This window comes from Escherichia sp. AM3, from assembly GCF_032029835.1.
In the GTDB taxonomy this organism is placed as follows: domain Bacteria; phylum Pseudomonadota; class Gammaproteobacteria; order Enterobacterales; family Enterobacteriaceae; genus Escherichia; species Escherichia coli.
In genome coordinates this window covers 71,486-94,542 of the sequence record NZ_JAVUPQ010000006.1, presented here as the reverse complement: position 1 = coordinate 94,542, position 23,057 = coordinate 71,486, and the positions used below count along the sequence as shown (strand labels likewise).

The window sequence follows — 23,057 nt, the reverse complement described above, 5'->3', positions numbered from 1 at the left end:
TAATCATGCGACGTGTATAGAACGAATACCGGGGTTATCGGCGTAAGCGGGGTAAAGTTTACGATTTATTTTTTGCCTTAATGGCACGAACAGCAACGAGGAAGGGGAGTATTTCGACCGCTAGAAAAAAATTCTAAAGGTTGTGAGTGACCAGACGATAACAGGGTTGACGGCGACGAAGCCGAAGGGTGGAAGCCCAATACTTAAACCGTAGACTTGAAAACAGGAAAATGAATTATGGCACAAGTCATTAATACCAACAGCCTCTCGCTGATCACTCAGAACAACATCAACAAAAACCAGTCTGCGCTGTCGACTTCTATCGAGCGCCTCTCTTCTGGTCTGCGTATTAACAGCGCTAAAGATGACGCCGCGGGCCAGGCGATTGCTAACCGCTTTACTTCTAACATCAAAGGTCTGACTCAGGCCGCACGTAACGCCAACGACGGTATTTCTCTGGCGCAGACGGCTGAAGGCGCGCTGTCAGAGATTAACAACAACTTGCAGCGTATTCGTGAACTGACCGTTCAGGCCTCTACCGGCACGAACTCTGATTCCGACCTGTCTTCTATTCAGGACGAAATCAAATCCCGTCTTGATGAAATTGACCGTGTATCTGGTCAGACCCAGTTCAACGGTGTGAACGTGCTGTCGAAAAACGATTCGATGAAGATTCAGATTGGTGCCAATGATAACCAGACGATCAGCATTGGCTTGCAACAAATCGACAGTACCACTTTGAATCTGAAAGGATTTACCGTGTCCGGCATGGCGGATTTCAGCGCGGCGAAACTGACGGCTGCTAATGGTACAGCAATTGCTGCTGCGGATGTCAAGGATGCTGGGGGTAAACAAGTCAATTTACTGTCTTACACTGACACCGCGTCTAACAGTACTAAATATGCGGTCGTTGATTCTGCAACCGGTAAATACATGGAAGCCACTGTAGCCATTACCGGTACGGCGGCGGCGGTAACTGTTGGTGCAGCGGAAGTGGCGGGAGCCGCTACAGCCGATCCGTTAAAAGCACTGGATGCCGCAATCGCTAAAGTCGACAAATTCCGCTCCTCCCTCGGTGCCGTTCAAAACCGTCTGGATTCTGCGGTCACCAACCTGAACAACACCACCACCAACCTGTCTGAAGCGCAGTCCCGTATTCAGGACGCCGACTATGCGACCGAAGTGTCCAACATGTCGAAAGCGCAGATTATCCAGCAGGCGGGCAACTCCGTGCTGTCTAAAGCCAACCAGGTACCGCAGCAAGTTCTGTCTCTGTTACAAGGCTAATGGCCTTAACCTGCCTGACCCCGCTACCGGCGGGGTTTTTTCTGCCCGCAATTTACCGGTAACCCCCAAATAACCCCTCATTTCACCCACTAATCGTCCGATTAAAAACCCTGCAGAAACGGATAATCATGCCGATAACTCATATAACGCAGGGCTGTTTATCGTGAATTCACTCTATACCGCTGAAGGTGTAATGGATAAACACTCGCTGTGGCAGCGTTATGTCCCGCTGGTGCGTCACGAAGCATTGCGCCTGCAGGTTCGACTGCCCGCGAGCGTGGAACTTGACGATCTGCTACAGGCGGGCGGCATTGGGTTACTTAATGCCGTCGAACGCTATGACGCCCTACAAGGAACGGCATTTACAACTTACGCAGTGCAGCGTATCCGTGGCGCTATGCTGGATGAACTTCGCAGCCGTGACTGGGTGCCGCGCAGCGTGCGACGCAACGCGCGTGAAGTGGCACAGGCAATAGGGCAACTGGAGCAGGAACTTGGCCGCAACGCCACGGAAACTGAGGTTGCGGAACGTTTAGGGATCGATATTGCCGATTATCGCCAAATGTTGCTCGACACCAATAACAGCCAGCTCTTCTCCTACGATGAGTGGCGCGAAGAGCACGGCGATAGCATCGAACTGGTTACTGATGATCATCAGCGAGAAAACCCGCTACAACAACTGCTGGACAGTAATCTGCGCCAGCGGGTGATGGAAGCTATCGAAACGTTGCCGGAGCGCGAAAAACTGGTATTAACCCTCTATTACCAGGAAGAGCTGAATCTCAAAGAGATTGGCGCGGTGCTGGAGGTCGGGGAATCGCGGGTCAGTCAGTTACACAGCCAGGCCATTAAACGGTTACGCACTAAACTGGGTAAGTTATAACGTCAGTAAATGCCGCACTTTAATTTTGACTACCAGGAGTTCTTAATGATGGTGCAGCACCTGAAAAGACGGCCATTAAGCCGCTATCTTAAAGACTTTAAACACAGCCAGACTTATTGCGCGCATTGCCGTAAATTACTCGATCGCATTACCCTCGTTCGCGACGGCAAAATAGTGAATAAAATCGAGATTTCCCGCCTGGACGCGCTGCTTGATGAAAATGGCTGGCAAACGGAACAAAAATCATGGGCGGCATTGTGCCGATTTTGCGGTGATTTACATTGCAAAACGCAGAGTGATTTTTTCGATATTATCGGCTTTAAGCAATTTCTTTTTGAGCAAACTGAAATGAGCCCAGGTACGGTGCGTGAATATGTCGTTCGTTTGCGCCGTTTGGGGAATCATCTACACGAGCAAAATATTTCCCTCGATCAGCTGCAGGACGGTTTCCTTGATGAAATCCTCGCCCCGTGGCTGCCCACCACCAGCACCAACAATTACCGTATCGCATTACGGAAGTATCAACACTATCAGCGTCAAACGTGTACCGGACTTGTGCAGAAATCCTCCAGCCTGCCTGCTTCTGATATATATTAAATAAGAATAAGATGTAGCGGAGTTGTTTTTGTGTTTACAAACAATGGCTCTACACTGCAAACAGACATAACAACATTCGGGGTAAATATGAAATTAGCACATCTGGGACGTCAGGCATTGATGAGTGTGATGGCCGTAGCGCTGGTTGCGGGCATGAGCGTTAAAAGTTTTGCAGATGAAGGTCTGCTTAATAAAGTTAAAGAGCGCGGCACGCTGCTGGTAGGGCTGGAAGGCACTTATCCGCCGTTCAGTTTTCAGGGGGATGACGGCAAATTAACCGGTTTTGAAGTGGAATTTGCCCAACAGCTGGCAAAACATCTTGGCGTTGAGGCGTCACTAAAACCGACCAAATGGGACGGTATGCTGGCGTCGCTGGACTCTAAACGCATTGATGTGGTGATTAATCAGGTCACCATTTCTGACGAGCGCAAGAAAAAATACGATTTCTCTACCCCTTACACCATTTCCGGTATTCAGGCGCTGGTGAAAAAAGGTAACGAAGGCACCCTTAAAACGGCTGCTGATCTGAAAGGCAAAAAAGTGGGTGTCGGTCTGGGCACCAACTATGAAGAGTGGCTGCGGCAGAATGTTCAGGGCGTCGATGTGCGTACCTATGATGATGACCCGACCAAATATCAGGATCTGCGCGTAGGGCGTATCGATGCGATCCTCGTTGATCGTCTGGCGGCGCTGGATCTGGTGAAGAAAACCAACGATACGCTGGCAGTAACCGGTGAAGCATTCTCCCGTCAGGAGTCTGGCGTGGCGCTGCGTAAAGGAAATGAGGACCTGCTGAAAGCGGTGAATGATGCAATTGCGGAAATGCAAAAAGACGGCACTCTGCAAGCTCTTTCCGAAAAATGGTTTGGTGCTGATGTGACCAAATAATCAGCATAATGACAAAAAAGGGCGCTTTCACTAGCGCCTTTTTTATTTACGCGTTTTCAGCGTGCATAATAAGAAAATCACAACAACACACATCGGAGGCTGTTATGCCACTGCATAATTTAACCCGTTTTCCACGGTTGGAGTTTATCGGCGCGCCAACGCCGCTCGAATATCTGCCGCGCTTTTCTGATTATCTTGGACGGGAAATTTTCATCAAACGGGATGACGTCACCCCCATGGCAATGGGCGGCAATAAATTACGTAAGCTGGAATTTCTCGCAGCAGATGCTCTGCGCGAAGGTGCCGATACGCTGATTACTGCCGGCGCGATCCAGTCTAACCATGTGCGCCAGACTGCCGCAGTTGCGGCGAAACTCGGTCTGCACTGCGTGGCGCTGCTGGAAAATCCTATTGGCACAACCGCAGAAAACTATTTAACCAACGGCAATCGCTTGTTGCTGGATCTGTTCAATACCCAGATTGAAATGTGCGACGCACTGACCGATCCCAATGCCCAACTGGAAGAGCTGGCGACGCGAGTCGAAGCACAAGGCTTTCGTCCGTATGTCATTCCGGTTGGCGGTTCTAATGCTTTGGGCGCGCTGGGTTATGTGGAGAGTGCGCTGGAAATCGCGCAACAGTGTGAAGGGGCGGTTAATATTTCGTCGGTGGTAGTCGCATCGGGCAGTGCCGGAACTCACGCCGGACTGGCTGTTGGGCTGGAACACCTGCTGCCTGAAAGCGAACTGATTGGCGTGACCGTGTCGCGTTCCGTTGCCGATCAATTGCCGAAAGTGGTTAACCTACAACAGGCGATTGCGAAAGAACTGGAGCTGACCGCATCAGCGGAAATTTTACTCTGGGATGACTATTTTGCACCTGGCTACGGCGTGCCGAACGACGAAGGCATGGAAGCAGTGAAATTGCTGGCGCGGTTGGAAGGCATTCTGCTTGATCCTGTGTATACCGGAAAAGCGATGGCGGGTCTGATTGACGGTATCAGTCAGAAACGCTTCAAAGATGAAGGGCCGATTCTGTTTATTCATACCGGCGGCGCGCCTGCGCTGTTCGCCTATCATCCCCACGTTTAGCTCCGGGAACGCTCATGCAAGAAAGTATACAACTGGTTATTGATTCCTTGCCGTTCCTGCTGAAAGGGGCTGGGTATACGCTGCAACTCAGTATCGGCGGCATGTTTTTTGGCTTACTGCTCGGGTTTATTCTCGCGCTGATGCGCCTGTCGCCAATCTGGCCCGTGCGCTGGCTGGCGCGTTTTTATATCTCTATTTTTCGTGGTACGCCGCTCATCGCACAACTGTTTATGATCTATTACGGCCTGCCGCAGTTTGGTATCGAATTAGATCCCATTCCGTCAGCAATGATTGGTCTGTCGCTGAACACTGCCGCCTATGCTGCCGAAACGCTGCGCGCCGCCATTTCTTCTATTGATAAAGGTCAGTGGGAAGCAGCTGCCAGTATTGGTATGACGCCATGGCAGACTATGCGTCGCGCGATTTTGCCACAGGCGGCGCGGGTGGCGTTGCCGCCGCTGTCGAACAGCTTTATCAGTCTGGTAAAAGATACGTCGCTGGCCGCGACAATCCAGGTGCCGGAGCTGTTCCGTCAGGCGCAGTTGATTACCTCGCGTACGCTGGAGGTATTCACCATGTATCTGGCGGCTTCGCTCATCTACTGGATCATGGCGACTGTGTTATCGACGTTGCAGAACCATTTTGAGAATCAACTTAATCGCCAGGAGAGAGAACCAAAATGAGTGCCATTGAAGTTAAGAACCTGGTGAAAAAATTTCACGGTCAGACGGTGCTGCACGGTATCGACCTTGAGGTAAAGCCTGGCGAAGTGGTGGCAATTATCGGTCCGAGTGGTTCCGGCAAAACCACGTTGCTACGCAGCATAAATCTGCTGGAACAACCCGAAGCGGGAACGATCACCGTTGGCGATATCACTATTGATACTGCACGTTCATTAAGTCAGCAAAAATCGCTGATTCGCCAGTTGCGTCAGCACGTCGGGTTTGTCTTCCAGAACTTTAATTTGTTTCCGCATCGTACGGTGCTGGAAAACATTATTGAAGGGCCGGTGATCGTCAAAGGCGAACCGAAAGAAGAGGCCACGGCGCGCGCTCGCGAGCTGTTGGCGAAAGTTGGGCTGGCCGGTAAAGAAACCAGCTATCCACGTCGTTTGTCTGGCGGTCAACAGCAACGTGTTGCGATTGCACGTGCGCTGGCAATGCGTCCTGAGGTGATTTTGTTTGACGAGCCAACGTCGGCGCTGGATCCAGAGCTGGTGGGCGAAGTCCTGAACACCATCCGTCAGCTGGCGCAGGAAAAGCGCACGATGGTGATTGTGACGCACGAAATGAGCTTTGCCCGGGATGTTGCGGACCGGGCGATTTTTATGGACCAGGGGCGGATAGTCGAGCAGGGGGCAGCAAAAGCGTTATTTTCCGATCCCCAGCAGCCTCGCACCCGCCAGTTCCTCGAGAAGTTTCTGCTGCAATAATAAGAAAAAATCAGCCCCGACGATTCACCTGTCGGGGTGGGACGCCATTTCAAGCGTGATAAAACAGCTTAACAAATCAGCATAACTCATTAATAACATAAGAGAATGCGATGGCTTGCAAAAGTAATTCATTGCCTGAATAATATAAATTATATATAAATCTTATTTATGTGATAGTTTGAATTATCATTATAAATGATACTCACTCTCAGGGGCGTTGCGGTTTACTATGCAGGATACGGATTTTTTCAGCTGGCGTCGCACGATGCTGTTGCGTTTTCAGAGGATGGAGGCCGCAGAAGAGGTCTACCATGAAATAGAGCTTCAGGCTCAGCAGCTAGAGTACGATTACTATTCGTTATGTGTTCGCCACCCGGTACCATTCACGCGACCTAAAGTGGCTTTCTACACCAATTACCCTGAGGCGTGGGTTAGTTATTATCAGGCAAAAAACTTTCTCGCAATTGATCCGGTGCTGAACCCTGAAAACTTTAGTCAGGGCCATTTAATGTGGAATGATGACTTATTCAGCGAAGCACAGCCGTTATGGGAAGCCGCGCGCGCACATGGTTTACGCCGCGGTGTCACTCAGTATTTAATGCTGCCAAACCGGGCGCTGGGCTTTTTGTCCTTTTCCCGTAGCAGCGCGCGCGAAATACCCATTCTTAGTGATGAACTGCAATTAAAAATGCAGTTACTGGTGCGCGAAAGTCTGATGGCTCTGATGCGTTTAAATGATGAAATAGTGATGACGCCAGAGATGAATTTCAGCAAGCGCGAAAAAGAAATTTTGAAATGGACGGCGGAAGGGAAGACATCAGCAGAGATAGCGATGATTTTGTCAATCTCTGAGAATACGGTCAATTTCCATCAGAAAAACATGCAGAAAAAAATCAATGCACCGAATAAGACCCAGGTTGCCTGTTACGCGGCCGCTACTGGCTTAATTTGATCTCTTTTCTGTCCTGCGTGCCAGATGCAAAAACCGGCTGAAAGGCACGCTATCAGCCGGTTTTATATTACTGACGGTAGGCTTGTTTAATTTGCTTAACCGTTTTGGAAAATACTGCAGCCTGGGTTTCGTCTTCGATCAGCGCAAGCTGTTTTTCCATCTTTAACATCACGCGGCCCGCGTCAGCTTGTCCTATCGCCTGCAGCATCAGCGTCAGCATCGCTTTCAGGCAGGAGACTTCATTTGCCAGTTCTTGATTATTCTCGGCAGTAGAAAAATCAGGCGTACTCATTTATTTTCCTCGTCATGTTGCAATGAAAATTTGCGGTGAAAAATGTTAAGGCGGCGGAGTATACCATAAGCTTTGCTAAAAATAGCAGTGGTTGTTTTTTGAGCGTATCGTCAACGGTGCTATTAAATGCGTTAATATAATGACCAATAAATATTTTTATCATGAATGTTTTTTGCCCGTATTGTTCGGGTTAATTAATGTTACATATTCAGCGGGCTGATTTTCATTTTTGCTGAATAAAGGTAATTTTTGTCACATTTCGTCGCAGGGCTTACTGTGAAACGATCCGGTAAGCCGTTGGTGACGGGCGTGACCATAACTGTGGACAATCGAATTGACAAAAACGAGAGAAAAATCGAATACCCACCATTTTTAACGTTTCAAAGTTGCAATAAAAACCGCTAATATACGAATGACTAACTATCAGTAGCGTTATCCCTATTTCTGGAGATATTCCTTTGATCAACGTTCTACTTGTTGATGACCACGAACTGGTGCGCGCAGGGATACGACGCATTCTGGAAGATATAAAGGGTATAAAAGTCGTCGGTGAGGCATCGTGCGGTGAAGACGCCGTTAAGTGGTGTCGGGCAAATGCCGTTGACGTGGTGCTAATGGACATGAGTATGCCGGGCATTGGCGGTCTTGAGGCGACGCGTAAAATCGCGCGTTCCACAGCTGATGTCAAAATCATCATGCTTACCGTCCATACAGAAAACCCTTTACCAGCGAAAGTCATGCAGGCCGGTGCTGCGGGCTACCTCAGCAAAGGCGCGGCTCCGCAGGAAGTCGTGAGTGCGATTCGTTCTGTCTATTCAGGGCAGCGTTACATTGCTTCTGACATCGCTCAACAAATGGCGTTAAGCCAGATCGAACCAGAAAAAACAGAAAGCCCATTTGCCAGTTTGTCTGAACGTGAATTGCAGATTATGCTGATGATCACCAAGGGCCAGAAGGTCAATGAGATCTCAGAACAGCTCAATCTCAGTCCGAAAACGGTGAACAGCTACCGCTATCGTATGTTCAGTAAACTAAACATTCATGGCGATGTTGAGCTGACTCACCTGGCAATTCGCCATGGTCTGTGTAATGCGGAGACATTATCAAGTCAGTGAGTGATCAGTTTGACGCAAAAGCGTTTTTAAAAACCGTAACCAGCCAGCCAGGCGTTTATCGCATGTACGATGCTGGTGGTACGGTTATCTATGTCGGCAAAGCGAAAGACCTGAAAAAACGGCTTTCCAGCTATTTCCGTAGCAACCTCGCTTCGCGCAAAACCGAAGCGCTGGTCGCCCAGATCCAGCAAATTGATGTAACGGTTACTCATACAGAAACCGAAGCGCTGTTGCTGGAACACAACTACATCAAACTCTATCAGCCGCGTTACAACGTTTTGCTACGCGATGATAAATCTTATCCTTTTATCTTCCTGAGTGGCGATACCCACCCGCGTCTGGCGATGCATCGTGGTGCGAAGCATGCCAAAGGTGAATATTTCGGCCCGTTCCCGAATGGCTATGCCGTACGTGAAACACTGGCGCTACTGCAAAAGATTTTCCCCATTCGCCAGTGCGAAAATAGTGTTTATCGCAATCGCTCGCGTCCGTGTCTGCAATATCAGATAGGGCGCTGTCTGGGACCGTGCGTTGAAGGACTGGTGAGTGAAGAAGAATACGCTCAGCAGGTCGAGTATGTGCGCCTGTTTTTGTCTGGCAAAGATGATCAGGTGCTTACGCAACTCATTAGTCGTATGGAAACTGCCAGCCAGAATCTGGAGTTTGAAGAAGCGGCACGTATTCGCGACCAAATTCAGGCGGTGCGACGCGTCACCGAAAAACAATTCGTTTCCAATACCGGCGACGACCTCGACGTTATTGGTGTGGCGTTCGATGCGGGCATGGCTTGTGTCCACGTATTGTTCATTCGTCAGGGCAAAGTGCTCGGCAGCCGCAGCTATTTCCCGAAAGTGCCTGGCGGTACGGAACTGAGCGAGGTGGTAGAAACCTTCGTAGGTCAGTTCTATTTACAAGGCAGCCAGATGCGCACCTTACCGGGTGAGATCCTGCTCGATTTTAATCTTAGCGATAAAACGCTGCTCGCCGATTCCCTTTCAGAACTGGCGGGACGCAAGATTAATGTTCAAACCAAACCTCGCGGCGATCGGGCGCGTTATCTGAAACTCGCGCGCACCAATGCGGCGACGGCCTTAACCAGCAAACTTTCGCAGCAATCTACCGTTCACCAGCGGCTTACAGCACTTGCCAGTGTGTTGAAATTGCCGGAAGTGAAGCGGATGGAGTGCTTTGACATCAGCCATACCATGGGTGAACAAACCGTCGCTTCCTGTGTGGTGTTTGATGCTAACGGCCCGCTGCGTGCGGAGTATCGGCGCTATAACATTACTGGCATCACGCCGGGCGATGATTATGCGGCGATGAATCAGGTGCTGCGTCGGCGTTATGGTAAAGCCATCGACGACAGTAAGATCCCGGATGTGATACTTATCGACGGCGGCAAAGGCCAGCTTGCGCAGGCGAAAAATGTCTTCGCCGAACTGGATGTCTCATGGGATAAAAATCATCCGCTGCTACTTGGCGTTGCCAAAGGAGCAGATCGTAAGGCTGGGCTGGAAACGCTGTTCTTTGAGCCGGAAGGTGAGGGATTCAGTTTGCCGCCAGATTCTCCCGCGCTGCATGTTATCCAGCATATTCGCGATGAATCACATGATCACGCGATTGGCGGGCACCGTAAAAAACGGGCGAAGGTCAAAAATACCAGTTCCCTGGAAACCATTGAAGGCGTCGGGCCAAAACGCCGGCAAATGTTGTTGAAATATATGGGCGGTTTGCAAGGTTTACGTAACGCCAGCGTCGAGGAAATTGCAAAAGTGCCGGGTATTTCGCAAGGTCTGGCAGAAAAGATCTTCTGGTCGTTGAAACATTGATGTCTCTGTAGCAACATAGGGGTAATCTTACTGACAACAGATAGTTACCCGTCATTATGCAATTTAATATCCCTACGTTGCTTACACTGTTCCGTGTCATCCTTATCCCATTCTTTGTATTGGTCTTTTATCTGCCTGTCACCTGGTCGCCGTTTGCCGCCGCGCTCATTTTCTGCGTCGCGGCGGTGACTGACTGGTTCGATGGTTTTCTGGCACGCCGCTGGAACCAGAGTACCCGGTTTGGTGCTTTCCTTGACCCTGTCGCAGATAAAGTTCTCGTGGCTATCGCCATGGTGCTGGTAACCGAGCATTATCACAGCTGGTGGGTGACCTTACCGGCGGCAACGATGATCGCCCGTGAAATTATTATTTCTGCGCTACGCGAATGGATGGCGGAGTTGGGTAAACGCAGTAGCGTGGCTGTCTCCTGGATTGGGAAAGTGAAAACCACTGCCCAGATGGTGGCGTTGGCCTGGCTGCTGTGGCGTCCGAACATTTGGGTTGAGTACGCCGGTATTGCACTTTTCTTTGTGGCTGCGGTACTGACTCTGTGGTCAATGTTGCAATATTTGAGCGCTGCGCGTGCAGATTTGCTTGATCAGTGATCGTTTCGGCGTAATTTTCAGCAAACGATCAAAAGTGGTGAAAAATATCGTTGACTCATCGCGCCAGGTAAGTAGAATGCAACGCATCGAACGGCGGCACTGATTGCCAGACGATAATAAAATCAAGTGATTAACTGATTGCTTGATGAATGCGGGAATAGCTCAGTTGGTAGAGCACGACCTTGCCAAGGTCGGGGTCGCGAGTTCGAGTCTCGTTTCCCGCTCCAGTTTAAAAGACATCGGCGTCAAGCGGATGTCTGGCTGAAAGGCCTGAAGAATTTGGCGCGTTAACAAAGCGGTTATGTAGCGGATTGCAAATCCGTCTAGTCCGGTTCGACTCCGGAACGCGCCTCCACTTTCTTCCCGAGCCCGGATGGTGGAATCGGTAGACACAAGGGATTTAAAATCCCTCGGCGTTCGCGCTGTGCGGGTTCAAGTCCCGCTCCGGGTACCATGGGAAAGATAAGAATAAAATCAAAGCAATAAGCAGTGTCGTGAAACCACCTTCGGGTGGTTTTTTTGTGCCTGCAACTTGTCGTTACACCCTCCTTAATTTTTAATCACCAGCAAAGCCACTCAAAAAGTATCTCTGATACGGACCGGCATGTAAGATAGGTGCTGGCGAGTTGAGATCCACAAGGAAAAGCGTATGAAAACGGGACCGTTAAACGAAAGTGAGTTGGAATGGCTGGACGATATTCTGACCAAATACAACACTGACCACGCCATCCTTGATGTGGCGGAGCTGGACGGTTTATTGACGGCGGTGTTGAGTTCTCCGCAAGAGATTGAACCGGAACAGTGGCTGGTTGCCGTGTGGGGTGGGGCTGACTATGTGCCGCGCTGGGCGTCAGAGAAAGAGATGACGCGCTTTATGAACCTGGCTTTTCAACATATGGCCGATACCGCAGAGCGTCTGAACGAATTCCCGGAGCAGTTTGAGCCGTTATTCGGCTTGCGAGAAGTTGATGGCAGCGAGCTGACGATTGTTGAGGAGTGGTGCTTTGGCTATATGCGGGGCGTGGCACTTTCTGACTGGTCAACGTTGCCCGATTCGTTAAAACCAGCGCTGGAGGCGATTGCGCTGCACGGTACTGAGGAAAACTTCGAGCGGGTAGAGAAAATGTCGCCAGAAGCGTTTGAAGAGAGCGTAGATGCCATTCGACTGGCGGCGCTTGATCTACATGCGTACTGGATGGCGCATCCGCAGGAAAAAGCTGTTCAGCAACCGATCAAAGCAGAAGAGAAACCGGGGCGTAACGATCCTTGCCCGTGCGGTAGTGGTAAGAAATTTAAGCAGTGCTGCCTGCATTAAGAGGCCAAATTGGGTGTCAGCGTTAATTCTGGCACCCAATAAGGAATTTGAGGCTATCTAATCACCCCACTTCTGGTAACAACCCTGCCGCAATCAAAAATTGCACGCCAATCACAGCAATACCACAGAGAAACACCACCACCAGCGCCGGACGACCACCTTTGACCCGGTAACCCGCTTGAGGATTGTGCTTTCTGCTTTGCCAGGTCAACAGCGAAGGGATAATCAATGCCAGTACCGCCAGCGCCACACCGGCGTAACCCAGCGCCATCACAAATCCTCGTGGATAAAACAGTGCAAACGCCAACGGCGGCAGAAAGGTAATTGCACCAGTTTGCAACCGTCCACCAACGGTATTTGAACGCTGAAATAAATCAGCCAGATAATCAAATAAGCCTAACGCAACGCCGAGAAATGACGTGGCGAGGGCTAAATCAGCAAATAAATGCACTGCCAGCTCAACATGCGGAGAGGCCACCATTTCGCGTAACGCCTGTAACAGCCCGTTTAATCCAGCATGATTAGCCAGCAATCCCATAAAGGTTGTTGAATCAATGCTGCCAAGCGTTGCCACCTGCCAGAAAATATATGCCACCAGGGGGATCGCACTACCGGTTATAAACACCCAGCGTAGCTTACGAACGTTGCCATCCATATAGCTGACAATACTCGGCACGCTACCGTGAAAACCAAATGAGGTAAAAATCACCGGGATTGCTGACAGAGCCAGCCCCTGTTGCAACGGCAGGGTTAAAAGATTCACTTTGTGAATATGCGGTAGCAGCAATACCAGCATCACCACCAGAAAAATAATTTTGGCGCTGAACAGAAAACGGTTAAATAAATCGACCAGCGATGTTCCAACACAAACCACGCCACCGGCAACAAAAGTGAACAACAGCACGCCAGCGGTTGCCGACATTGAAATACCTGTCCAGTCGCTGATGCTGGAGGCCAACAATTCACCGGCACCGCTGATGTATGCCGCAGTCAGAGCATACATTAAGAACATCATACTGAAGCCCGTCAGCCATTGACCGTAGCGTCCCAGATAGCGTTTTGCCAGCGTGCCCAGACCGGTATCTGCCGGAACATGCTGGTACACCTCCAGCAGTAATAGCGCCGTGTAGCACATCAACGCCCAAAGCCCAATCAACAAGATTAACGTAACGCTAAAACCAACACCGGCCGCAGCCAGCGGCATTGCCAGCATGCCTGCGCCAATTGTGGTTCCCGCCACGATAAAAACACTTCCCAGGGTTCTGTTTTTCACGCTTTCTTCTGTCCTGACGATCTTTATGAGTGATATCTGCGGCGCAGGTTAAGGCATAACGGCTGCTTCGTCAAACCGACGTTACATATGGTGTAAATATAAATGTACAATAAAAAGCATTCAGTCCTGCGCTGGCGCAAAGTCTTCATAAGCGGCAATCGCTACGCTAGGCTTTTTTTGAGAAGGGACGATGGACTGTATTCACGGTCATGAAGTGTTAAATATGATGATTGAATCAGGCGAGCAATATACGCATGCCAGTCTGGAAGCTGCGATTAAAGCGCGTTTTGGTGAACAGGCACGTTTTCACACCTGCTCGGCAGAAGGGATGACAGCGGGAGAGCTGGTAGCGTTTCTGGCAGCAAAAGGCAAATTTATACCTTCGAAAGACGGTTTTTCGACCGATCAGAGTAAGATTTGCCGTCACTGATTTGAAACGGCGGCAGTAAACCTGCCGCCGGAGAGCATTAGTTTTGTGTGTCGAGGGTAGAGAGTTCTTTGTCGATAAAATACAGACCTTCGCCGCTTTTGCCTGCCAGGCTTAATTTATCAATAATCGATTTGAACAGTTTCTCTTCTTCATGCTGCTCAGAAACATACCACTGCAGGAAATTAAATGTTGGGTAGTCCTGATTGGTCATTGCAGCATGAGCCAGTTCGTTAATTTTCTGGGTGATTAATTGTTCGTGTTTATAGGTTTCCTGGAATAATTCATCAAGTGAGGAATATTCAGCAAACGGAGATTCAACGGTATTAATACGCGGTAAATTGCCGGTATCAGTCAGGTAATCAAACAGACGCTGCATATGCGTCATCTCTTCCTGGGCGTGACGGCGCAGGAACGCGGCAGCACCTTCGAAGGTATGATAGCTGCACCAGGCGCTCATTTGCTGATAAAGCAGTGAAGAGTACAGTTCCAGGTTCATCTGCTCATTAAGTTTTTCAATCATTTCTGGTTTCAGCATGATAGTGCTCCACAAAGGTTATATTTGTTGCTGTGGCGTCACTATAATTTGTTATTTTATTATTTGCAAAAGGTAAAATATAAACTTCAATTATTAAAAATACGAATGGGAATAAAACGCATTACCGCTATTTCTTTAATCAGCGAAGATCCCCTCGCTGATTAAAATATTTAGAGAAAGACAGGGAAGGCGGAATGATGGCACTGATATGACAAAGTGAATTCCGTATTCAAACATAAGGAACCCGCAAAAAGGCTACAGTTGCCTACTGGCTGACCAAAGGGGACCGCGTGGGTATAGCCTTCCTGCTGGCATGCGCGATCGGCGATCCCGCGACTGACATAACGATCGGTATGGGCATGCTGCAAAAAAGCCTGGTCATAAACCAACCGTACAATACCTGTTGCCGCGTCAACTTCGCTCACATGGGCCTGGCGAGTAACCGTACACCCCGCCAGCGTTATTAATGAAAGAGTCAGAATCAGAAGTCTCATGGTCCAGCCAGAAGAGTAAGAGAAAGCACTATTTTACGCGTTACAGCGCTGCGACAATGGCCGGAAAAGACGCCTGGCAGGCGCTATTTCTTGCCATCTGTAGGTGTCAGAAATAGGGGGGCTGTTTTTTGATTATCATTTTTATAACATTAAAGGGGTATTTATGTGATTTGTATCACATAAAGTTTGATTTTTGTGATGGTTGTCATATTATAAGCGCAAAGACAATAACACCTGTATAACAAATAGTCGGAGTGCCGCGATGAAACTGCGCAAAATCCTGAAAAGTATGTTCAATAACTATTGCAAGACGTTCAAAGACGTACCGCCAGGCAATATGTTCCGATAACAAAAAACCTGCTCCGGCAGGTTTTTTTGTGTCCTGATGACGGTGGATGTGACTATCGCTGAAGATGTGAAGCCGCTACTATAACGGCTTTCAAAATGCTATCAGGAGTTTACGATGTCCCAGCCGCTGAATGCCGATCAGGAACTGGTTTCTGATGTGGTTGCTTGCCAGTTGGTTATCAAACAAATTCTGGATGTTCTCGATGTAATCGCGCCCGTTGAAGTTCGTGAAAAAATGTCCAGTCAGCTGAAGAATATCGACTTTACTAACCATCCCGCCGCCGCAGACCCGGTCACCATGCGGGCAATCCAAAAAGCCATCGCGCTTATTGAACTCAAGTTTACCCCACAGGGTGAATCCCATTAAAAAAACCGCTGCTTCAAACAGATGAGGCAGCGGTTTCTCAAAACCTTCATCGGCGCAATGCATTAGCGCCGATGATGATCAATGCAGCTGGTGTGACACGACATTCAGAACATGTTGGTCGGTCTGCACAGGGCACATACCCGCAAGTTTCGCACTGCGCACTTCATCAAGAATGGTTTGCAGCAACAGACCATCATGCTGCTGTTCTTTTTCCAGATCGCGCAGGAAATTGACGGTTGAATCATCATTCAGTTCTTTCGCTTCATCGGCTAACTGTGCCAACGTACTAGAACGTTGCTCGTATTCTTCCATCGTTTTTTGGAACAGTTCTTCCAGAGAGTTCAGTTTTTCACCGGGAACATCAATGGCTTTAACGATGGGGGTAGCGCCGACACTCTTCATAAAGTTAAACATGCGCATCATTTGGGTCACATTACTCTGTGCCTGGGCGCGAAGGAAAGTGGCGGTGCCGTTCAGACTCTGTTCAGAACACCAGTTACTCAGGTGAAGGTAGAGATTGGATGCGTAAAACTCGCGGTTCATTTGAGAGTTGAGTTTGAGAAGCATTCCAGCGGTTGCCATACCTAATATCCTTATATCCAGAAGTGGAGAGGTGCAAGATAAATCAAAACACCATAATTACTGTTTGCAGAATAATTCCTTTCTGCCGGTCCGAAATGTGATCGTGGAGTCAATTCTGACGATGATCTGAAATAAGAATAACGTCTGAACGGGTATAAGAAAATGCTTAAATCATCAAGTTTATATATTTTTACATTTCATTGATGAAATCAATGTAACTGCAATGAATTTTAATGATAGTGCTTTTTGTATCTTGTTGATATTAATCAATGAATTTGAATTCATGATGAAGTGATGATTTTATAAAACGTTTTTTCATTTTTGCGAGATGGCTCTCATTATACGTGTTCTGTTAATTAATGAGCACAGTGATAATTAATGACGAAATGAATGACGTGCATTTTCCACATCTTTGAGTTGCGGTTATTACACCATTTCAAAAACTCAACGCCAGGTAATGCGGCCTATTGACTGGTTAAAAAGAAGACATCCCGCATGGGTACCAAAGACAACAAGGATTTCCAGGCTAATCTTATGGATTAATCTGCTGTGCATTCGACAATTTGTCTGACAAATTGGCTTTCCATTATGTCTTTTCCCGCTAAATTTATGCACGTTCTCACTGTAATTCTGCGATGTGATATTGCTCTCCTATGGAGAATTAATTTCTCGCTAAAACTATGTCAACACAGTCACTTATCTTTTAGTTAAAAGGTAATGCTTTGTTTTCCGATTAATTTAACGAATGTCATTCGTTTTTGCCCTACACAAAACGACACTAAAGCTGGAGAGAACCATGCACAAATTTACTAAAGCCCTGGCAGCCATTGGTCTGGCAGCCGTTATGTCACAATCCGCTATGGCGGAGAACCTGAAGCTCGGTTTTCTGGTGAAGCAACCGGAAGAGCCGTGGTTCCAGACCGAATGGAAGTTTGCCGATAAAGCCGGGAAGGATTTAGGGTTTGAGGTTATTAAGATTGCCGTGCCGGATGGCGAAAAAACATTGAACGCGATCGACAGCCTGGCTGCCAGTGGCGCAAAAGGTTTCGTTATTTGTACTCCGGACCCCAAACTCGGCTCTGCCATCGTCGCGAAAGCGCGTGGCTACGATATGAAAGTCATTGCCGTGGATGACCAGTTTGTTAACGCCAAAGGTAAGCCAATGGATACCGTTCCGCTGGTGATGATGGCGGCGACTAAAATTGGCGAACGTCAGGGCCAGGAACTGTATAAAGAGATGCAGAAACGTGGCTGGGATGTCAAAGAAAGCGCGGTGATGGCGATTACCGCCAACGAACTGGATACCGCCCGCCGCCGTACTACGGGATCTATGGATGCGCTGAAAGCGGCCGGATTCCCGGAAAAACAAATTTATCAGGTACCTACCAAATCTAACGACATCCCGGGGGCATTTGACGCTGCCAACTCAATGCTGGTTCAACATCCGGAAGTTAAACATTGGCTGATCGTCGGTATGAACGACAGCACCGTGCTGGGCGGCGTACGCGCGACGGAAGGTCAGGGCTTTAAAGCGGCCGATATCATCGGCATTGGCATTAACGGTGTGGATGCGGTGAGCGAACTGTCTAAAGCACAGGCAACCGGCTTCTACGGTTCCCTGCTGCCAAGCCCGGACGTACATGGCTATAAATCCAGCGAAATGCTTTACAACTGGGTAGCAAAAGACGTTGAACCGCCAAAATTTACCGAAGTTACCGACGTGGTACTGATCACGCGTGACAACTTTAAAGAAGAACTGGAGAAAAAAGGTTTAGGCGGTAAGTAATTTGCCGGAAAAATTCCCCTCTGCATGATGCAGAGGGGGTGTGAACGACCAGTGATTCACGGAGACGTTATGCAACAGTCTACCCCGTATCTCTCATTTCGCGGCATCGGTAAAACGTTTCCCGGCGTTAAGGCGCTGACGGATATTAGTTTTGACTGCTATGCCGGTCAGGTTCATGCGTTGATGGGTGAAAATGGCGCAGGAAAATCAACTCTCTTAAAAATCCTCAGCGGCAACTATGCGCCAACCACGGGTTCTGTAGTGATTAATGGGCAGGAAATGTCCTTTTCCGACACGACCGCAGCACTTAACGCGGGCGTGGCGATTATTTACCAGGAACTGCATCTCGTGCCGGAAATGACCGTCGCGGAAAACATCTATCTCGGCCAGCTGCCGCATAAAGGCGGCATTGTGAATCGCTCATTGCTGAATTATGAGGCGGGTTTACAACTTAAACATCTTGGTATGGATATTGACCCGGACACGCCGCTGAAATATCTCTCCATTGGTCAGTGGCAGATGGTTGAAATCGCCAAAGCGCTGGCGCGTAACGCCAAAATTATCGCCTTTGATGAGCCAACCAGCTCCCTCTCTGCCCGTGAAATCGACAATCTTTTCCGCGTTATTCGTGAACTGCGAAAAGAGGGGCGGGTAATCTTATACGTTTCTCACCGTATGGAAGAAATATTTGCCCTCAGCGATGCCATTACTGTCTTTAAAGATGGACGTTATGTCAAAACCTTTACCGATATGCAGCAGGTTGACCACGACGCGCTGGTGCAGGCGATGGTCGGGCGCGACATTGGCGATATCTACGGCTGGCAACCGCGTAGTTATGGCGAGGAGCGCCTACGTCTTGATGCTGTGAAAGCACCAGGCGTGCGTACGCCAATAAGTCTGGCGGTTCGCAGTGGTGAAATTGTTGGGCTGTTTGGTCTGGTAGGGGCGGGGCGTAGCGAATTAATGAAAGGCATGTTTGGCGGGACGCAAATCACCGCCGGTCAGGTTTATATCGACCAACAGCCGATCGATATTCGTAAACCGAGCCACGCCATTGCCGCAGGCATGATGCTCTGCCCGGAAGATCGCAAAGCGGAAGGCATTATTCCCGTGCACTCCGTTCGCGACAATATCAACATCAGTGCCAGACGTAAACATGTGCTCGGCGGTTGTGTAATCAACAACGGTTGGGAAGAAAACAATGCCGATCACCACATTCGTTCGCTCAACATCAAAACGCCGGGCGCGGAGCAACTGATCATGAATCTCTCAGGCGGAAATCAGCAAAAAGCCATTCTGGGCCGCTGGTTATCGGAAGAGATGAAGGTCATTTTGCTGGATGAACCTACGCGCGGCATTGATGTTGGCGCTAAGCACGAAATATATAACGTAATTTATGCGCTGGCGGCGCAGGGCGTGGCGGTGCTGTTTGCCTCCAGCGACTTACCTGAAGTCCTCGGCGTTGCCGACCGGATTGTGGTGATGCGGGAAGGTGAAATCGCCGGTGAATTGTTACACGAGCAGGCAGATGAGCGTCAGGCACTGAGCCTTGCGATGCCTAAAGTCAGCCAGGCTGTTGCCTGAGTAAGGAGAGTATGATGTCTTCTGTTTCTACATCGGGGTCTGGCGCACCTAAGTCGTCATTCAGCTTCGGGCGTATCTGGGATCAGTACGGCATGCTGGTGGTGTTTGCGGTGCTCTTTATCGCCTGTGCCATTTTTGTCCCAAATTTTGCCACCTTCATTAATATGAAAGGGTTGGGCCTGGCAATTTCCATGTCGGGGATGGTGGCTTGTGGCATGTTGTTCTGCCTCGCTTCCGGTGACTTTGACCTTTCTGTCGCCTCCGTAATTGCCTGTGCGGGTGTCACCACGGCGGTGGTTATTAACCTGACTGAAAGCCTGTGGATTGGCGTGGCAGCGGGGTTGTTGCTGGGCGTTCTCTGTGGCCTGGTCAATGGCTTTGTTATCGCCAAACTGAAAATAAATGCTCTGATCACGACATTGGCAACGATGCAGATTGTTCGAGGTCTGGCGTACATCATTTCAGACGGTAAAGCGGTCGGTATCGAAGATGAAAGCTTCTTTGCCCTTGGTTACGCCAACTGGTTCGGTCTGCCTGCGCCAATCTGGCTCACCGTCGCGTGTCTGATTATCTTTGGTTTGCTGCTGAATAAAACCACCTTTGGTCGTAACACCCTGGCGATTGGCGGGAACGAAGAGGCCGCGCGTCTGGCGGGTGTACCGGTTGTTCGCACCAAAATTATTATCTTTGTTCTCTCAGGCCTGGTATCAGCGATAGCCGGAATTATTCTGGCTTCACGTATGACCAGTGGGCAGCCAATGACGTCGATTGGTTATGAGCTGATTGTTATCTCCGCCTGCGTTTTAGGTGGCGTTTCTCTGAAAGGTGGCATCGGAAAAATCTCATATGTGGTGGCGGGTATCTTAATTTTAGGCACCGTGGAAAACGCCATGAACCTGCTTAATATTTCTCCTTTCGCGCAGTACGTGGTTCGCGGCTTAATCCTGCTGGCAGCGGTGATCTTCGACCGTTACAAGCAAAAAGCGAAACGCACTGTCTGATGCTTTTTTCTGCAACAATTTAGCGTTTTTTCCCACCATAGCCAACCGCCATAACGGTTGGCTGTTCTTCGTTGCAAATGGCGACCCCCGTCACACTGTCTATACTTACATGTCTGTAAAGCGCGTTCTGCGCAACACAATAAGAAAAGAGAAGGAGGAGAACCGGGTGACAGAACCGTTAACCGAAACCCCTGAACTATCCGCGAAATATGCCTGGTTTTTTGATCTTGATGGAACGCTGGCGGAAATCAAACCGCATCCCGATCAGGTCGTCGTGCCTGACAATATTCTGCAAGGACTACAGCTACTGGCAACCGCAAGTGATGGTGCATTGGCATTGATATCAGGGCGCTCAATGGTGGAGCTTGACGCACTGGCAAAACCTTATCGCTTCCCGTTAGCGGGCGTGCATGGGGCGGAGCGCCGTGACATCAATGGTAAAACACATATCGTTCATCTGCCGGATGCGATTGCGCGTGATATTAGCGTGCAACTGCATACAGTCATCGCTCAGTATCCCGGCGCGGAGCTGGAGGCGAAAGGGATGGCTTTTGCGCTGCATTATCGTCAGGCTCCGCAGCATGAAGACGCATTAATGACATTAGCGCAACGTATTACTCAGATCTGGCCACAAATGGCGTTACAGCAGGGAAAGTGTGTTGTCGAGATCAAACCGAGAGGTACCAGTAAAGGTGAGGCAATTGCAGCTTTTATGCAGGAAGCTCCCTTTATCGGGCGAACGCCCGTATTTCTGGGCGATGATTTAACCGATGAATCTGGCTTCGCAGTCGTTAACCGACTGGGCGGAATGTCAGTAAAAATTGGCACAGGTGCAACTCAGGCATCATGGCGACTGGCGGGTGTGCCGGATGTCTGGAGCTGGCTTGAAATGATAACCACCGCATTACAACAAAAAAGAGAAAATAACAGGAGTGATGACTATGAGTCGTTTAGTCGTAGTATCTAACCGGATTGCACCACCAGACGAGCACGCCGCCAGTGCCGGTGGCCTTGCCGTTGGCATACTGGGGGCACTGAAAGCCGCAGGCGGACTGTGGTTTGGCTGGAGTGGTGAAACAGGGAATGAGGATCAGCCGCTAAAAAAGGTGAAAAAAGGTAACATTACGTGGGCCTCTTTTAACCTCAGCGAACAGGACCTTGACGAATACTACAACCAATTCTCCAATGCCGTTCTCTGGCCCGCTTTTCATTATCGGCTCGATCTGGTGCAATTTCAGCGTCCTGCCTGGGACGGCTATCTACGCGTAAATGCGTTGCTGGCAGATAAATTACTGCCGCTGTTGCAAGACGATGACATTATCTGGATCCACGATTATCACCTGTTGCCATTTGCGCATGAATTACGCAAACGGGGAGTGAATAATCGCATTGGTTTCTTTCTGCATATTCCTTTCCCGACACCGGAAATCTTCAACGCGCTGCCGACATATGACACCTTGCTTGAACAGCTTTGTGATTATGATTTGCTGGGTTTCCAGACAGAAAACGATCGTCTGGCGTTCCTGGATTGTCTTTCTAACCTGACCCGCGTCACGACACGTAGCGCAAAAAGCCATACAGCCTGGGGCAAAGCATTTCGAACAGAAGTCTACCCGATCGGCATTGAACCGAAAGAAATAGCCAAACAGGCTGCCGGGCCACTGCCGCCAAAACTGGCGCAACTTAAAGCGGAACTGAAAAACGTACAAAATATCTTTTCTGTCGAACGGCTGGATTATTCCAAAGGTTTGCCAGAGCGTTTTCTCGCCTATGAAGCGTTGCTGGAAAAATATCCGCAGCATCATGGTAAAATTCGTTATACCCAGATTGCACCAACGTCGCGTGGTGATGTGCAAGCCTATCAGGATATTCGTCATCAGCTCGAAAATGAAGCTGGACGAATTAATGGTAAATACGGGCAATTAGGCTGGACGCCGCTTTATTATTTGAATCAGCATTTTGACCGTAAATTACTGATGAAAATATTCCGCTACTCTGACGTGGGCTTAGTGACGCCACTGCGTGACGGGATGAACCTGGTAGCAAAAGAGTATGTTGCTGCTCAGGACCCAGCCAATCCGGGCGTTCTTGTTCTTTCGCAATTTGCGGGAGCGGCAAACGAGTTAACGTCGGCGTTAATTGTTAACCCCTACGATCGTGACGAAGTTGCAGCTGCGCTGGATCGTGCATTGACTATGTCGCTGGCGGAACGTATTTCCCGTCATGCAGAAATGCTGGACGTTATCGTGAAAAACGATATTAACCACTGGCAGGAGTGCTTCATTAGCGACCTAAAGCAGATAGTTCCGCGAAGCGCGGAAAGCCAGCAGCGCGATAAAGTTGCTACCTTTCCAAAGCTTGCGTAGGAGCG

General features: G+C 49.2%; 27 protein-coding genes and 3 tRNA genes. 23 read left to right on the top strand and 7 right to left on the bottom strand.

The genetic code is table 11. The features are described from left to right. Positions 1-237: 237 nt before the first annotated feature. The 8 genes from RTW80_RS04900 to sdiA all read left to right on the top strand — a co-directional run bounded on the left by RTW80_RS04900 (position 238) and on the right by sdiA (position 7,130). Positions 238-1,287, top strand: coding sequence for a FliC/FljB family flagellin (locus tag RTW80_RS04900; protein ID WP_033548498.1), 1,050 nt, complete (start codon positions 238-240; stop codon positions 1,285-1,287). 163 nt (positions 1,288-1,450) lie between these two features. Continuing rightward, complete coding sequence (gene fliA, locus RTW80_RS04895) at positions 1,451-2,170, top strand: RNA polymerase sigma factor FliA (RefSeq protein WP_001087467.1); 720 nt, start codon at positions 1,451-1,453, stop codon at positions 2,168-2,170. A 45-nt stretch (positions 2,171-2,215) separates the two neighbouring features. After that, positions 2,216-2,767, top strand: coding sequence for a flagella biosynthesis regulatory protein FliZ (gene fliZ, locus RTW80_RS04890; RefSeq protein ID WP_001741889.1), 552 nt, complete (start codon positions 2,216-2,218; stop codon positions 2,765-2,767). 87 nt (positions 2,768-2,854) lie between these two features. After that, positions 2,855-3,655, top strand: a complete 801-nt coding sequence (gene tcyJ, locus RTW80_RS04885) for a cystine ABC transporter substrate-binding protein (protein ID WP_012135898.1) — start codon at positions 2,855-2,857, stop codon at positions 3,653-3,655. A gap of 104 nt (positions 3,656-3,759) precedes the next feature. Next, the gene (gene dcyD / locus RTW80_RS04880; protein WP_001565616.1) at positions 3,760-4,746 is read left to right on the top strand and encodes a D-cysteine desulfhydrase; all 987 of its coding nucleotides are present in this window, start codon (positions 3,760-3,762) and stop codon (positions 4,744-4,746) included. A 14-nt stretch (positions 4,747-4,760) separates the two neighbouring features. Then, positions 4,761-5,429, top strand: a complete 669-nt coding sequence (tcyL, locus tag RTW80_RS04875; RefSeq protein ID WP_001158220.1) for a cystine ABC transporter permease — start codon at positions 4,761-4,763, stop codon at positions 5,427-5,429. Beyond that, the gene (tcyN, locus tag RTW80_RS04870) at positions 5,426-6,178 is read left to right on the top strand and encodes an L-cystine ABC transporter ATP-binding protein TcyN (RefSeq protein WP_032247644.1); all 753 of its coding nucleotides are present in this window, start codon (positions 5,426-5,428) and stop codon (positions 6,176-6,178) included. Before tcyL ends, tcyN begins: the two co-directional genes overlap by 4 nt. A gap of 229 nt (positions 6,179-6,407) precedes the next feature. Beyond that, a complete protein-coding gene (sdiA, locus tag RTW80_RS04865) occupies positions 6,408-7,130 on the top strand; it encodes a transcriptional regulator SdiA (protein ID WP_001154273.1) in 723 nt (240 codons plus the stop codon). A 67-nt stretch (positions 7,131-7,197) separates the two neighbouring features. On the opposite strand, the gene yecF is transcribed toward sdiA, so the two are convergent. The 3 genes from yecF to RTW80_RS04850 are packed head-to-tail and all read right to left on the bottom strand — an operon-like array spanning position 7,198 to position 7,739. Continuing rightward, on the bottom strand, positions 7,198-7,422 hold the full coding sequence (gene yecF, locus RTW80_RS04860; RefSeq protein WP_000106473.1) for a DUF2594 family protein YecF: 225 nt from the start codon (positions 7,420-7,422) through the stop codon (positions 7,198-7,200). After that, a complete protein-coding gene (yecU, locus tag RTW80_RS04855; RefSeq protein ID WP_000590344.1) occupies positions 7,409-7,585 on the bottom strand; it encodes a protein YecU in 177 nt (58 codons plus the stop codon). Before yecU ends, yecF begins: the two co-directional genes overlap by 14 nt. A gap of 37 nt (positions 7,586-7,622) precedes the next feature. Further along, a complete protein-coding gene (locus RTW80_RS04850; RefSeq protein WP_001302039.1) occupies positions 7,623-7,739 on the bottom strand; it encodes a hypothetical protein in 117 nt (38 codons plus the stop codon). A 141-nt stretch (positions 7,740-7,880) separates the two neighbouring features. Between RTW80_RS04850 and uvrY the strand changes: the two genes are divergently transcribed. The 7 genes from uvrY (at position 7,881) to yecA (ending at position 12,286) form a co-directional block, all read left to right on the top strand. Continuing rightward, the gene (gene uvrY, locus RTW80_RS04845; protein WP_000611328.1) at positions 7,881-8,537 is read left to right on the top strand and encodes a UvrY/SirA/GacA family response regulator transcription factor; all 657 of its coding nucleotides are present in this window, start codon (positions 7,881-7,883) and stop codon (positions 8,535-8,537) included. After that, a complete protein-coding gene (uvrC, locus tag RTW80_RS04840) occupies positions 8,534-10,366 on the top strand; it encodes an excinuclease ABC subunit UvrC (protein ID WP_001283421.1) in 1,833 nt (610 codons plus the stop codon). Before uvrY ends, uvrC begins: the two co-directional genes overlap by 4 nt. Before the next feature lie 56 nt (positions 10,367-10,422). Further along, positions 10,423-10,971 carry a CDP-diacylglycerol--glycerol-3-phosphate 3-phosphatidyltransferase gene (gene pgsA, locus RTW80_RS04835; RefSeq protein ID WP_001160187.1) on the top strand — a complete coding sequence of 183 codons (549 nt, stop codon included), beginning with the start codon at positions 10,423-10,425 and terminating at the stop codon, positions 10,969-10,971. 151 nt (positions 10,972-11,122) lie between these two features. Further along, positions 11,123-11,198, top strand: a tRNA-Gly gene (locus RTW80_RS04830). A 54-nt stretch (positions 11,199-11,252) separates the two neighbouring features. Continuing rightward, positions 11,253-11,326, top strand: a tRNA-Cys gene (locus RTW80_RS04825). Between the two features lie 12 nt (positions 11,327-11,338). Beyond that, positions 11,339-11,425 (top strand) — tRNA-Leu (locus tag RTW80_RS04820). A gap of 195 nt (positions 11,426-11,620) precedes the next feature. Continuing rightward, entirely contained in the window at positions 11,621-12,286 is a 666-nt protein-coding gene (gene yecA / locus RTW80_RS04815; protein ID WP_000847902.1) for a UPF0149 family protein YecA, read from the top strand. Between the two features lie 61 nt (positions 12,287-12,347). Here yecA and tyrP read toward each other — a convergent pair whose 3' ends face one another. Continuing rightward, the gene (gene tyrP, locus RTW80_RS04810) at positions 12,348-13,559 is read right to left on the bottom strand and encodes a tyrosine transporter TyrP (RefSeq protein ID WP_000797573.1); all 1,212 of its coding nucleotides are present in this window, start codon (positions 13,557-13,559) and stop codon (positions 12,348-12,350) included. A gap of 190 nt (positions 13,560-13,749) precedes the next feature. On the opposite strand from tyrP, the gene RTW80_RS04805 reads away from it, so the two are divergent. Then, positions 13,750-13,989, top strand: a complete 240-nt coding sequence (locus tag RTW80_RS04805; RefSeq protein WP_032247642.1) for a YecH family metal-binding protein — start codon at positions 13,750-13,752, stop codon at positions 13,987-13,989. 37 nt (positions 13,990-14,026) lie between these two features. Here the strand turns inward: RTW80_RS04805 and ftnA are convergent, their stop codons facing one another. Beyond that, the gene (gene ftnA, locus RTW80_RS04800) at positions 14,027-14,524 is read right to left on the bottom strand and encodes a non-heme ferritin (RefSeq protein ID WP_000917208.1); all 498 of its coding nucleotides are present in this window, start codon (positions 14,522-14,524) and stop codon (positions 14,027-14,029) included. Positions 14,525-14,694: 170 nt separating this feature from the next. Further along, positions 14,695-15,018 (bottom strand): YecR-like lipofamily protein, encoded by a 324-nt coding sequence (locus RTW80_RS04795; protein WP_001237869.1) that lies wholly within the window; start codon positions 15,016-15,018, stop codon positions 14,695-14,697. Between the two features lie 262 nt (positions 15,019-15,280). Here RTW80_RS04795 and azuC point away from each other — a divergent pair, with 262 nt between their 5' ends. Beyond that, the gene (gene azuC / locus RTW80_RS04790; protein WP_010723106.1) at positions 15,281-15,367 is read left to right on the top strand and encodes a stress response protein AzuC; all 87 of its coding nucleotides are present in this window, start codon (positions 15,281-15,283) and stop codon (positions 15,365-15,367) included. Between the two features lie 114 nt (positions 15,368-15,481). Then, on the top strand, positions 15,482-15,733 hold the full coding sequence (gene yecJ / locus RTW80_RS04785; protein WP_000082127.1) for a DUF2766 family protein YecJ: 252 nt from the start codon (positions 15,482-15,484) through the stop codon (positions 15,731-15,733). 78 nt (positions 15,734-15,811) lie between these two features. Here yecJ and RTW80_RS04780 read toward each other — a convergent pair whose 3' ends face one another. Next, positions 15,812-16,315 carry a non-heme ferritin-like protein gene (locus tag RTW80_RS04780; RefSeq protein WP_000179469.1) on the bottom strand — a complete coding sequence of 168 codons (504 nt, stop codon included), beginning with the start codon at positions 16,313-16,315 and terminating at the stop codon, positions 15,812-15,814. Between the two features lie 796 nt (positions 16,316-17,111). Between RTW80_RS04780 and araF the strand changes: the two genes are divergently transcribed. The 5 genes from araF (at position 17,112) to otsA (ending at position 23,052) form a co-directional block, all read left to right on the top strand. Next, positions 17,112-18,101: an arabinose ABC transporter substrate-binding protein AraF gene (araF, locus tag RTW80_RS04775; RefSeq protein WP_000548675.1), complete on the top strand. Its 990-nt coding sequence runs from the start codon at positions 17,112-17,114 to the stop codon at positions 18,099-18,101. Between the two features lie 69 nt (positions 18,102-18,170). Beyond that, positions 18,171-19,685, top strand: a complete 1,515-nt coding sequence (gene araG, locus RTW80_RS04770) for an arabinose ABC transporter ATP-binding protein AraG (RefSeq protein WP_001187819.1) — start codon at positions 18,171-18,173, stop codon at positions 19,683-19,685. Between the two features lie 14 nt (positions 19,686-19,699). Further along, a complete protein-coding gene (gene araH, locus RTW80_RS04765; protein ID WP_000100205.1) occupies positions 19,700-20,686 on the top strand; it encodes an arabinose ABC transporter permease AraH in 987 nt (328 codons plus the stop codon). A 166-nt stretch (positions 20,687-20,852) separates the two neighbouring features. Then, positions 20,853-21,653 carry a trehalose-phosphatase gene (otsB, locus tag RTW80_RS04760; RefSeq protein WP_001295645.1) on the top strand — a complete coding sequence of 267 codons (801 nt, stop codon included), beginning with the start codon at positions 20,853-20,855 and terminating at the stop codon, positions 21,651-21,653. After that, positions 21,628-23,052, top strand: a complete 1,425-nt coding sequence (otsA, locus tag RTW80_RS04755; protein ID WP_001295646.1) for an alpha,alpha-trehalose-phosphate synthase — start codon at positions 21,628-21,630, stop codon at positions 23,050-23,052. The genes otsB and otsA overlap by 26 nt, the downstream gene beginning before the upstream one ends. Positions 23,053-23,057 lie beyond the last annotated feature (5 nt).